Raw genomic sequence first — 11,978 nt, forward strand, 5'->3', positions numbered from 1 at the left:
ATAACCGCAACACGGACCGGCATTGCAGACTCAGGACGTTCTCAATGGTAATATCGACCGAAACAGGGATCTTCGGGAGACGGCAATGACGGGTAATTATCATCAACTGGCGCTGGCCGATGTGCGGCCGGGCATGGTCCTGTCGGACGTGCTGCTCGACGTGCAGGGCCAGGTCCTGCTGCCGCAGGGCGCGGTGCTGACCGAGGCCATGCTGGCGCTGATGCCGCGCCACGGCATTGAAATGCTGCCGGTGGAAGCCGGCGAAGCGTCGCCCGAGGAAACCGCAGCGACCCGCCAGCACCACGAGGCGCGCATCGCCCACCTGTTCCGCAAGACCGATGCCGAAGCCGGCGACGACTGGGCCACCAGCCTGCTGCAACGCTTCGTGCGCGATTTCCGCCTGGGCCGCCAGGAGCACGACCATGAGTAATACCGTCAGCTACGACGACGTGGTGCGCAACCTCGACGACTTGCCGTCGCTGCCGGCGGTGGTCATGGAGTTGCTCAACAGCATCGACCAGGAAGACGTCGATATTTCCGTGCTGGCCAAAAAAGTGTCGCACGACCAGGCCCTGACCGCCAAGACGCTGCGTCTGGCCAATTCGTCGCTGTACGGCCTGCAAGTGAAGGTGACGACCATCCAGCAAGCCATCACGTACCTGGGCTTCCAGACCACACGCAATCTGATCACGGCTGCCGCCGTCACCGGCTATTTCGCCCAGGGCCATTGCCCCGGCTTCGACGACAAGGCGTTCTGGCGCCATTCGATCGCGACCGCCGCCTGCGCCAGGGTGCTGGCGCGCCACATGCGCTTCAACCAGGATTACGCGTTTACGGCCGGACTGCTGCACGATATCGGCCGGCTGGTGCTGGTGTCATGCTTTCCGAACCAGTATTCGATGACCATTGCTTACCGCGAAGAACACGACTGTTATTTGCTGGCGGCGGAGCGCCAAGTGCTGGGCGTGGACCACGTGCAGGCGGGCGTGGCGCTGGCCGAACACTGGAATTTCTCGGATACCATGCGCCATGCGATTGCCTGGCACCATGCCCCGGAAGTGCCGGGCGCGGGCTTTTTGGCCACCATCATCCACGTGGCGGACGCGATCGTGCACGCGCTTGACCTGGCGCAGGTGCAGGACGACCTGGTGCCGCAAGTGTCGAACGTGGCGTGGACGGCGCTGGGGTTAGACGAGGAAATTTATTTGCAGATATTCCGCGAGACGGAATTGCAATACGAAGAGATTTCGATGGTGTTGCTGAGCTGAAGCTGTCGTACTAAAGGCCGCGGCTCCCTGCCATGCCGGTCAGAAGACCGGCGCGACAGGTGCGGAGCGTGGGGCGCATTAGTGATGTGCTACGTTTCCGGCCGAAGCCTTGTCGTTGCTGCTGCGGTCTTCAGGCTTGGGACGGCCCTGGGCGTCGGACAGGCGGTACTTGGTGCGGCGGTCGCCCATCAGGTCGCGCAGGTCGCGGATGCTCATGCCGGTCACTTCGTGCATGCGGATCAGCAGCGAAGCGCCGACCGGCAGGCGGTGGTGGCGAATTTTGCTGATGACCGGCGGCGCCACTTCCAGCAGACGCGAGAGCGCGGCGTCGTTTTTCAGTTGCATCTTGCCCAGCAGAATGTCGAGCAGGTGGTTGGGGTTGTAGCTTTCCTGCGATGCGAGTGCGTGGTGTGCCATGATGTGTCCTCGTTGGTTGGGTGAACAGATATTGCTGGTCCGAACTTAAGGAAAACTTAGAGTTTTCAATAATTAACAAATGGACTTTTCAGACTTTTCTGTGAATTGCTTTTAAAGCAATATTATTCTATGCGCAAAAGCCGGGCTGTCCGATAGACCGCTCGAAGCAAGATTGTGCGGCATCAATCGCCATGTAGAAAACATGGCAACCATGCTATTCCAACACAGCGGGCGGCTGCGTGGCGCACGCAAGGGCGGCGGCCGGTCGTTTTACGCTAAACTAGCGGCTACGCGCACCGGCGCCTCCTCTTCCATAAAGCCCAACGCCATTGAAAACCAAGACCCCAGTCCAGCCGCACTACTTCGTCCCCGAGCCGCTCGATAACACGCGCCTGGCCCACCTGTGCGGCCCCCTCGACGAAAACCTGCGCCAGATTTCGGCGGCGCTGGACGTCACCATTTTCCGGCGCGGCGAAAAATTCATCGTCAGCGGCTACAACGCCGAGCGCGCGGTGCAAATCCTCGAAAAGTTCTATGCCATCGCCAACAAGGTGGTGCCGATCGAGGAAGTGCAACTGGCGCTGGTCGAGCAACGCGCCGGCCTCCACGCTGCCGCCGCAGCCGCGTCCGCCGCCACCTCGGATGCGTCCGCGCCGGCGAAGGAAGCTGCGCGCGTCGTGGCTGCCGCGCCGTTCGTCGAGCCCGAGATCAACAGCCCGGTGCTGAAAACCCGCCGCGCCGACCTGCGCGGACGCACGCCGCACCAGATCCGCTACCTGCGCAACATCCTCGAGCACGACATCAGCTTCGGCGTGGGTCCGGCCGGCACCGGCAAGACCTACCTGGCCGTGGCCTGCGCGGTCGATGCGCTCGAACGCGACGCCGTCAAGCGCATCATCCTCACCCGCCCGGCCGTGGAAGCGGGCGAACGCCTGGGCTTCCTGCCCGGCGACCTGACCCAAAAAGTCGATCCGTACCTGCGCCCTCTGTACGACGCGCTGTATGACCTGCTCGGCTTCGACCGCACCCAGAAGATGTTCGAGAAGCAGGTGATCGAGATCGCCCCGCTGGCGTACATGCGCGGGCGCACGCTCAACCACGCATTCGTCATCCTCGACGAGGCGCAGAACACCACGGTCGAACAAATGAAGATGTTCCTCACCCGTATCGGCTTCGGCAGCAAGGCCGTGGTGACCGGCGACGTCACCCAAGTCGACTTGCACAAGAGCCAGAAAAGCGGCCTGGTCGATGCAGTCCAGGTGCTCAAGGACGTGCGCGGCGTGGCCTTCAGCCATTTCACCAGCGAAGACGTGGTGCGCCACCCGCTGGTGGGCCGGATTGTCGATGCCTACGAGACCGCGCAAAACCACGAGGCGGAAATCGCCCCCCTGCTCAAAACCACCGCCCTGAAAAATGTCCGAAAAAAATAGTCCGCAGTCGCTGACGCTGTCGGTGCAATATCCCGATCCGCGCCTGAAAACCCTGGTCACCCGTGCCAAGCTCAGGCGCTGGATCGGCGCCGCGCTGTTCGCGCCGGCCGAGCTGACCATCCGCTTTGTCGATGCCGACGAAGGCCGCACCCTGAACCGCGACTATCGCGGCAAGGACTATGCCACCAACGTGCTCACCTTCGCCTACAACGAAGGCGAAGAATTGCCGGACGATGCGCCCACCGTGGCCGACATCATCCTGTGCACCGACGTGCTGGAGCGGGAAGCCGCCGAACAGAACAAGACGGTGGAAGAACACACGGCGCACCTGATCGTGCACGGCGTGCTGCACGCCCAGGGCTATGACCACGAGGACGACGAGGAAGCGACCGAGATGGAAGCGCTCGAAACGGAACTGCTGGGAATGCTCGGTTTTGCCGATCCCTATGCCCAGGAGAAGACCGGTCAACAGTAGGAACTTCCGCGAACATGACTGGTTTTTTTGACAAAAGCCTCTGATCGACACCATTTGGTGTATCCTATACCCCTTCAAAACAATGGCTCACGCCTACTATGCAAGAGCACTCTAGTGGCGTCAAAACTGACGCCAAACCCCATCGGTCGCTGTTTGAACGCCTGACCGCCTTTATCTCCCCCGAGCCCGAGAACCGCGCGGAACTGCTCGAGGTTCTCCATGACGCCCACGAACGCAACCTGATCGACGCCGACGCCTTGTCGATGATCGAAGGCGTGTTCCAGGTGTCCGACCTGTCCGCCCGCGACATCATGGTGCCGCGTTCGCAAATGGACGTGATCGACATTTCCCGCCCGATCGAAGAATGGATGCCGATCGTGCTGGAAACCGCCCACTCGCGCTTTCCCGCCATCGAGGGCGAGCGCGACAAGGTAATCGGCATCCTGCTGGCCAAAGACCTGCTGCGCTACTACGCCGAAGAATCGTTCGACGTGCGCGCCATGCTGCGCCCGGCCGTGTTCATCCCCGAATCGAAACGCCTCAATGTGCTGTTGCGCGACTTCCGCGCCACCCACAACCACATGGCGATCGTGGTCGATGAATACAGCGGCGTTGCTGGCCTGATCACCATCGAAGACGTGCTCGAGCAAATCGTCGGCGACATCGAAGACGAGTACGACTTCGACGAGGAAGAAGACAACATCCTGTCGATCAAGGAAGGTCCGCGCGGCCCGCGCTGGCGCGTCAAGGCGCTGACCGAGATCGAGCAATTCAACGAAGAGCTCGACACTGAACTGCCGGACGACGATGTCGACACCATTGGCGGCCTGGTCGCCAAGCACCTGTCGCGCATGCCGCACAAGGGCGACGTCTTCAATTACCAGGGCTTGCGCTTCGAAGTCCTGCGTGCCGACGCCCGCCAGATCCACGTGCTGCTGGTGGAAAAACTGCCACCGGCCCCAAGCGACGGCGACGTCCTGTAATGCGCTTTCGCCGCGCCGATCCCAACGCCCCACCCAAGCCACAGCGCAGCACCCATGGCCGCATGCTCGTCACGGCCCTGGCCGGCGCGCTGTGCGTGCTGGGCTTTGCGCCGTTCGGCTGGTGGCCGCTGGAAATCCTGGGCCTGGCCACCCTGTTTTACCAGGTGCTGCGCAGCAGCAGCGTCAAAGCTGCCGGCCTGATTGGCTGGGCGTTCGGCTTCGGCTGGACCGCTGCCGGCGTCCACTGGCTCTACGTTTCCCTGCACGACCACGGCGGCATGGCCGCACCGCTGGCGGCGGTTGCTGTCGCCCTGCTGGCCTGGGCCATGGGCTTTTACGTGGCGCTGGCCATGGGCATGGCTGCCTGGCTGCGCAAAAAATGGGCGCTGCCGCTGCCGGCCGCCAACTTGCTGCTGCTGCCGGCCCTGTGGGCGCTATTCGAGTGGCTGCGCGGCTGGCTGTTTACCGGTTTTCCGTGGCTGTCGTCGGGCTATGCCCACAATCACAGCCCCCTTGCAGGTTTCGCGCCCATCGTTGGCGTGTATGGCCTCGGCTGGCTGGCGGCGCTGACCGCTGGCGCCCTGCTGCTGGTATTCCACCGCACCCGCCTGCGCGCGCTGGCCCTGGTGGTGGCGGTGTCGGTGGTTGGCGTGGGCCTGAGCTTTATCGCCTGGACCCACCCGCAAGGCCACCCGATCTCGGTGCGCCTGATCCAGGGCAATGTGCCGCAGGCGGAAAAATTCGACGGTGCGCGCGTGGCGGCCGTGATGCGCCAGTACCAGGACGCGATTACCGCCGCGCCGGCCGACCTGATCGCCACGCCGGAAACGGCCATCGTCATGCTGCCGCAGCAGCTGCCGCCCGACTACCTGCCCGGCCTGGCGCAATTCATGCACCAGACCAATAGCAACCTGATCCTCGGCATCCCGATGGCCGACAGCCGCACCGCGTATTTCAACAGCGTGCTCGGCATCGCCGCCAACCCGGGCGCGGCGCAGGTGGCTGGCGGCTACTACCGCTACGACAAGCACCACCTGGTGCCGTACGGCGAGTTCATCCCGTGGGGCTTTCGCTGGTTCGTCAACCTGATGTCGATCCCGCTTGGCGACCAGACCAGCGGCCCGGACATCCAGCCCGCGTTTGCCATCCGCGACCAACTGGTATTGCCCAATATCTGCTACGAGGACTTGTTTGGCGAGGAAATCGCCGCGCAACTGAATACCCCGGCGCAGGGCCAGCAGCCGGCCACCATGCTGCTCAACGTCTCGAACCTGGCCTGGTTTGGCGACACCATCGCCATCCCCCAGCATTTGCAGATCTCGCAAATGCGCACGCTGGAAACGGGACGTCCGATGCTGCGGGCCACCAATACCGGCGCCACCGCCATTATCGATGGCCGCGGCGTCGTGCGCGAACAGCTGGCGGTAAACACCACCGGCACGCTGGCCGCCAACGTCCAGGGCATGGCGGGCACCACGCCGTACATCGTGCTGGGCAATAAACTGTTCCTGGCGCTGGCGCTGCTGTCATTGGGCGGGGCGTGGCTGTGGGCAAAACGGTCACGGGCGGAGAAAAACGCCGCCGCAGCAGCGTAGGAGCCGATAGTTTGGCGCCAGCCCCCGTAAAACCCGCTAAAATTGCTCCTTTAGTGAAACTGCAACCCGCGCGCCCGCCCACCTGGCGCGCCCTAGACCACACACGATGCTGACATTCCAACAAATTATCCTGACCTTGCAAACCTATTGGGACCAGCAAGGTTGCGCCCTGCTCCAGCCATACGACATGGAAGTCGGCGCCGGCACGTTCCACACCGGCACGTTCCTGCGCGCCATCGGCCCGGAGCCATGGCGCGCCGCCTATGTGCAGCCGTCGCGCCGTCCCAAGGATGGCCGCTACGGCGAAAATCCGAATCGCGGCCAGCACTACTACCAGTACCAGGTGGTGATGAAGCCGGCGCCGGAAAACATCCTCGACCTGTACCTCGGTTCGCTGGCTGCGCTGGGCCTGGACCTGAAGCAGAACGACGTGCGTTTCGTGGAAGACGACTGGGAGTCGCCAACCCTGGGCGCCTGGGGCCTGGGCTGGGAAGTGTGGCTGAACGGCATGGAGGTGACGCAGTTCACGTACTTCCAGCAAGTGGGCGGCCTCGACTGCAAGCCGGTGCTCGGCGAAATCACCTACGGGGTCGAACGCCTGGCGATGTACCTGCAGGGCGTGGAAAACATGTACGACCTGGTGTGGACCACCTGGGAAGAAAACGGCGCGGCCGGCGAACCGGTGACGAAAACGCTGAAATACGGCGACGTGTTCCATCAAAATGAAGTGGAGCAGTCGGCCTACAACTTCGAGCACTCGAACACCGAGCTGCTGTTTGCCCAGTTCAACAACCACGAGTCGGAAGCCAAGCGCCTGATCGAAGCGCAGCTGACCTTGCCAGCCTACGAGCAGATCATGAAGGCGTCGCACAGCTTCAACCTGCTCGACGCCCGCGGCGCCATTTCCGTGACCGAGCGCGCCGCCTACATCGGCCGTGTACGCGCCCTGTCGCGCCTGGTCGCGCAAGCATATTACGAATCGCGCGAACGCCTCGGTTTCCCGCTGGCCCCTGCTGCCGTTGCTGCCACTGCCACTGTGGCCGAATAATCAGAATTGAATAACATGACTCAAACCCTGCTCATCGAACTGCTGACCGAAGAACTGCCACCCAAGGCGCTTGCCAAACTGGGCAAGGCATTTGCCGACGGCATCGTCAACGGCCTGAAATCGCGCGACTACCTGGAAGCCGACAGCGTTGCCACGTCGTACGCCACGCCACGCCGCCTGGCCGTGTCCATCACCCGCGTGCGCGCCACGTCGCCCGATAAATCGATCCGCGAAAAAGTGCTGCCGGTGTCGGTGGCGCTCGATGCGGCCGGCAACCCGACCGCGCCGCTGGCGAAAAAACTGAACGCCCTGGGCTTCCCCAACCTGACCGTGGCCGAACTCGAGCGCGCCCAGGACGGCAAGGCCGAGAGCTTCTTCTACACCTATACCGCCGCCGGCAGCGCGCTGCAAGCAGGCCTGCAAGCGGCTTTGGTGGAGTCGGTCGCCAAGCTGCCGATCCCGAAAGTGATGAGCTACCAGCGCCCGGACGGCGCCACCGTGCAATTCGTGCGCCCGGCGCACCGCCTGGTCGCGCTGCACGGCGCCACCGTGCTGCCCTTGACCCTGCTCGGTTTGACCGCATCGAACGTGACCGAAGGCCACCGCTTCCTGACCGCTCCCGGCCAGCGCGACGTCACCATCAGTGACGCCGACAGCTATGCCGCCACCCTTGCAGCACAAGGAAAGGTTTTGGCCGGCGCGGACCAGCGCAAGGAAAAAATCCGCGCCGAGTTGCTGGCCGCCGCCGGCGCCGACCAGGTGCTGATGCCCGAAGCGCTGCTCGACGAAGTGACCGCCCTGGTCGAATGGCCGGTGGTGTACGCGTGCCATTTCGAGGAAGCGTTCCTGGCCGTGCCGCAGGAATGCCTGATCCTCACCATGCAGACCAACCAGAAATACTTTGCGCTGACCGACGCCGACGGCAAGCTGCGCTCGCGCTTCCTGATCGTCTCCAACATCGCCACCGACACGCCGCAAGCGATTATCGGCGGCAACGAGCGCGTGGTGCGTCCGCGCCTGTCCGACGCCAAGTTCTTCTTCGAGCAGGACAAGAAGAAGACGCTGGAATCGCGCCTGCCGCTGCTCAAGAACGTCGTCTACCACAACAAGCTGGGCACCCAGGCCGAGCGCAGCGAGCGCGTCTCGGGCCTGGCCGGCTTCATCGCCACCCAGATCGGCGGCGACACTGCCATGGCCACCCGCGCCGCCAAGCTGTCGAAAGCCGACCTGCTGACCGACATGGTCGGCGAGTTCCCCGAGCTGCAAGGCATCATGGGCACCTACTACGCCCGCAACGACGGCGAACCGGAAGAAGTGGCGCTGTCCGCGTCCGAACACTACCAGCCGCGCTTTGCTGGCGACACGCTGCCATCGACCGTCACCGGCACCGCCGTGGCGCTGGCCGACAAGCTCGAAACCCTGGTCGGCATCTGGTCGATCGGCCTGCAGCCCACCGGCGACAAGGACCCGTTCGCGCTGCGCCGCCACGCCCTGGGCGTGCTGCGCATGCTGATCGAAAAGCGCCTGATGCTGTCGATCAGCGGCCTGCTCGAAGCGGCGGCCCAGCAGTTCACCGGCGTGGCCGGCTTTACCGATCCGGCGCGCGATGTCTCCGCCTTCATGATGGACCGCCTGCGCGGCATCCTGCGCGAACGCGGCTTCTCGCCAAATGAAATCGAAGCGGTCGTGGCGCAAAACCCGGACCGCCTGGACGACATCGTGCAACGCCTGGAAGCAGTCAAAGCCTTTGCCGCGCTGCCGGAAGCAGCCTCGCTGGCTGCCGCCAACAAGCGCATCACCAACATCCTGAAAAAGAACGAGGCTGCCCTGGCCGCCGCCGGCGAGAGCGCCACCGTGGTCGATACCGCCCTGCTGCAAGACCAGGCCGAAAAAGACCTGGCTGCTGCGGTCACCCGCGTGCAACCGGACATCGACGCGGCGTTCATCCGCGGCGATTTTGAAGATGCCTTGAAAACCCTGGCGCAGTTGCGCGACGCGGTCGATGCCTTCTTCAACGACGTGATGGTGATGGCCGAGGACGTTGCCCTGCGCAACAACCGCCTGGCCTTGCTGTCGTCGCTGCACGGCATGATGAACCGCGTGGCCGACATTTCGAAGCTGGCGGCATAAATGGGCGCTCCTTCCTTGAAACTGATCATTCTCGACCGTGACGGCGTGATCAACCACGACTCGCCTGACTTCATCAAGTCGCCGGCCGAGTGGATCCCGGTGCCCGGCTCGCTCGAAGCGATCGCGCGCCTGAACCAGGCCGGCTACCGGGTGGTCATCGCGTCGAACCAGTCGGGCATCGCCCGCGAACTGTTCGACATGGTCACCCTCAACGCCATCCACCACAAGATGCACAGCCTGGCACAGCAGGTGGGCGCCGACATCGACGCGGTATTCTTCTGCCCCCATTCGGCAGCGGACAACTGCGACTGCCGCAAACCGAAGCCGGGCATGTTTACCGAGATCGCCCAGCGCTACAAGGTCAGCCTCAAAGGCGTGCCGGTCGTGGGCGATTCGCTGCGCGACCTGCAGGCGGGGTATGTCAGCGGCTGCGTGCCGTACCTGGTGTTGACCGGCAAGGGCGAAAAAACCCAGGCCACCGGCGGCCTGCCGCCCGGCACGCAAGTGTTTGCGGACCTGGCGGCCATGGTGGCGCATCTGCTCAGGACCGCCGCCGTGCCTGCACCGGCGCCTGCCATCAATCAATAAAAGTATCTGGAGTCTGCATTGGGTCATCCCGTTTTGTTTTTGCGTTCGCTGCTGTTCACCATCGTGATGATCGTGGCCACCGTGATCTGGTCGCTGGTATGCTTCCTGGCTGCGCCGCTGCCGTATAACAAGCGCTTCTGGGTCACGTCGCGCTGGAACGTATTCATCGTCTGGTGCCTGAAGGTGATCTGCGGCATCCGTTACGAAATCCGCGGCGCCGAAAACTTCCCGGATGCGCCGGCCGTGGTGCTGTCGAAGCACCAGTCGGCATGGGAAACCATCTTCCTGCTGCCCAACTTGCCGCGTCCGCTCGTGTTCGTGTTCAAGAAGGAGATCCTGTACATTCCGTTCTTCGGCTGGGCCATGGCGCTGATGCGCATGATCCCGATCGACCGCAAGCAGGGCAAGAACGCCTTCAAGCACGTGGTGCGGATCGGCAAAAAACGGCTGGCCGACGGCCAGTGGATCATCATGTTCCCTGAAGGCACACGGATTCCCGTGGGCCAGGCCGGCAAGTACAAGAGCGGCGGCACCCGGCTGGCGATTGCGACCGGCGCGGTGGTGGTACCGATCGCCCACAACTCGGGCGAATGCTGGCCCAAAAATTCTTTCATTAAACGGCCAGGGCTTGTTACAGTATCGATTGGCAAGCCTATTTCTTCCGAAGGACAAACGCCGGACGGCATGATGCAACAGGTGGAAAATTGGATAGAATCAGAAATGCGCGTCATTTCGCCCCACGCCTACAACGCTGGCTCGACGACCTGACCACGCAGGCGCAGGCGGAGCCCGTTCCAGCGGTGGCACAGCCCGCCGCAGCCGCTGCTATCGACCAGCCCGACCTGTTCGGACGCGAAGCGGCCCCGCCGCCCCGCTCGGTGTACACGGCGCCGGTCTGGTCGATGCCCCCGCCAGCGGCCAAGCCGCCGCCGGTTTCTCCCTATATCACGCCTGCTACGCCAGTTGCCCCGGTTGCGCCGCCCGCCATCGCGGTACCCGTCAAATCCCGCCCGCCGGCGCCTGTGCCCGAACACAGCTCCAAGCGCCAGCTGCAAGTAGGCGAATTCATCCTCGAATACGAACTGCGCCGCTCAACACGCCGCTCGATCGGTTTCATGATCGACGACGACGGCCTGCGCGTGACCGCGCCCAAGCGCGTGACCATCACCGAGATCGACAACGCCATCCGCACCAAGCAGGGCTGGATCCTGGCCAAGCTCAAGGAACGCCGCGAACGCCGCGCCGCCCGGCTGCAAAAGCCGCCGGTGGAATGGATCGACGGCGCCCAGCTCCCCTACCTCGGCGCCGACATCACGCTGCGCCTGCTGGTCGGCGGCCGCTACCGCAGCAGTTTCGATGCCGCCACGCGCGAGCTGACCATGGTGCTGCTGCCGGGCGCCACCGAACACACGCTCAAGGAGCGCGTCAAGGCGTGGTACCAGCACGAAGCGAAGCAGTTGTTCGTGCAGCGCCTGGATTTGTACGCGGAACGGCTAGGCGTGCATTACAGCTCGTTCGGCCTGTCATCGGCCGGCACCCGCTGGGGCTCGTGCACGGCCGACCGCAAGATCCGCCTGAACTGGAAACTGATCCACTTCTCGCTGCCGCTGATCGATTACGTGGTCGCGCACGAACTGGCGCACACGCTGGAAATGAACCACAGCGCCGCGTTCTGGGACACCGTGGGCCTGATTTATCCGGAATACGACGACGCCCGCAACCTGCTGCGCAAACGGGCGCAGGAACTGCCGGTCCTGTTCAACTAATCCAGTTGCTTAGTCGAAACGAGTGCGGCTTGTCAGGCGAACGTGTAAAAATGACACTTCCTTTTATTTTTCGAGGTCGTCATGGCAAACGCTCCCACACGCAATCCCGGCGATGATGCGCCCGCCGGTACGCCCGGCACTGGTGAAGATGTCTGTCCGATGTGTCACGGCAGTGGCCAGATCGAGCAGGATGGCGATCACGTCGCCTGCGCCAATTGTGGCGGCACCGGCGTCATCATCGAGGGTATTGGGGGCGGTTGAGATTGTTGGGCGTATGC

At 63.5% G+C, this 11,978-nt stretch carries 13 protein-coding genes; 12 read left to right on the forward strand and 1 reads right to left on the reverse strand.

Annotation, left to right across the window (positions count from 1 at the left end):
• Positions 1-85: 85 nt before the first annotated feature.
• Both ASF04_RS01975 and ASF04_RS01980 read left to right on the forward strand, forming a co-directional pair.
• Positions 86-430 carry a hypothetical protein gene (locus tag ASF04_RS01975; protein WP_056137674.1) on the forward strand — a complete coding sequence of 115 codons (345 nt, stop codon included), beginning with the start codon at positions 86-88 and terminating at the stop codon, positions 428-430.
• Positions 423-1,268, forward strand: coding sequence for an HDOD domain-containing protein (locus ASF04_RS01980; RefSeq protein ID WP_056137675.1), 846 nt, complete (start codon positions 423-425; stop codon positions 1,266-1,268). The genes ASF04_RS01975 and ASF04_RS01980 overlap by 8 nt, the downstream gene beginning before the upstream one ends.
• A gap of 78 nt (positions 1,269-1,346) precedes the next feature.
• Here the strand turns inward: ASF04_RS01980 and ASF04_RS01985 are convergent, their stop codons facing one another.
• Positions 1,347-1,685, reverse strand: coding sequence for a hypothetical protein (locus ASF04_RS01985; RefSeq protein WP_019921364.1), 339 nt, complete (start codon positions 1,683-1,685; stop codon positions 1,347-1,349).
• Between the two features lie 329 nt (positions 1,686-2,014).
• Between ASF04_RS01985 and ASF04_RS01990 the strand changes: the two genes are divergently transcribed.
• The 10 genes from ASF04_RS01990 (at position 2,015) to ASF04_RS26445 (ending at position 11,961) form a co-directional block, all read left to right on the forward strand.
• A complete protein-coding gene (locus ASF04_RS01990; RefSeq protein ID WP_056137676.1) occupies positions 2,015-3,115 on the forward strand; it encodes a PhoH family protein in 1,101 nt (366 codons plus the stop codon).
• Positions 3,099-3,590, forward strand: coding sequence for an rRNA maturation RNase YbeY (gene ybeY / locus ASF04_RS01995; protein ID WP_056137677.1), 492 nt, complete (start codon positions 3,099-3,101; stop codon positions 3,588-3,590). Before ASF04_RS01990 ends, ybeY begins: the two co-directional genes overlap by 17 nt.
• Before the next feature lie 98 nt (positions 3,591-3,688).
• The gene (locus ASF04_RS02000; RefSeq protein ID WP_056137678.1) at positions 3,689-4,573 is read left to right on the forward strand and encodes an HlyC/CorC family transporter; all 885 of its coding nucleotides are present in this window, start codon (positions 3,689-3,691) and stop codon (positions 4,571-4,573) included.
• A complete protein-coding gene (gene lnt / locus ASF04_RS02005) occupies positions 4,573-6,168 on the forward strand; it encodes an apolipoprotein N-acyltransferase (RefSeq protein WP_056137679.1) in 1,596 nt (531 codons plus the stop codon). Before ASF04_RS02000 ends, lnt begins: the two co-directional genes overlap by 1 nt.
• A gap of 106 nt (positions 6,169-6,274) precedes the next feature.
• On the forward strand, positions 6,275-7,216 hold the full coding sequence (glyQ, locus tag ASF04_RS02010) for a glycine--tRNA ligase subunit alpha (protein ID WP_056137680.1): 942 nt from the start codon (positions 6,275-6,277) through the stop codon (positions 7,214-7,216).
• Positions 7,217-7,231: 15 nt separating this feature from the next.
• Complete coding sequence (gene glyS, locus ASF04_RS02015) at positions 7,232-9,346, forward strand: glycine--tRNA ligase subunit beta (protein ID WP_056137681.1); 2,115 nt, start codon at positions 7,232-7,234, stop codon at positions 9,344-9,346.
• A complete protein-coding gene (gmhB, locus tag ASF04_RS02020; RefSeq protein WP_056137682.1) occupies positions 9,347-9,934 on the forward strand; it encodes a D-glycero-beta-D-manno-heptose 1,7-bisphosphate 7-phosphatase in 588 nt (195 codons plus the stop codon).
• Between the two features lie 66 nt (positions 9,935-10,000).
• Positions 10,001-10,702, forward strand: coding sequence for a lysophospholipid acyltransferase family protein (locus ASF04_RS02025; protein ID WP_373922119.1), 702 nt, complete (start codon positions 10,001-10,003; stop codon positions 10,700-10,702).
• Positions 10,639-11,700, forward strand: a complete 1,062-nt coding sequence (locus tag ASF04_RS02030) for a M48 family metallopeptidase (RefSeq protein ID WP_373922115.1) — start codon at positions 10,639-10,641, stop codon at positions 11,698-11,700. Before ASF04_RS02025 ends, ASF04_RS02030 begins: the two co-directional genes overlap by 64 nt.
• A gap of 81 nt (positions 11,701-11,781) precedes the next feature.
• Positions 11,782-11,961, forward strand: a complete 180-nt coding sequence (locus ASF04_RS26445) for a hypothetical protein (RefSeq protein WP_082488493.1) — start codon at positions 11,782-11,784, stop codon at positions 11,959-11,961.
• Positions 11,962-11,978: the final 17 nt, after the last annotated feature.

The organism is Duganella sp. Leaf61, from assembly GCF_001421905.1.
Lineage (GTDB): Bacteria > Pseudomonadota > Gammaproteobacteria > Burkholderiales > Burkholderiaceae_D > Rugamonas > Rugamonas zoogloeoides.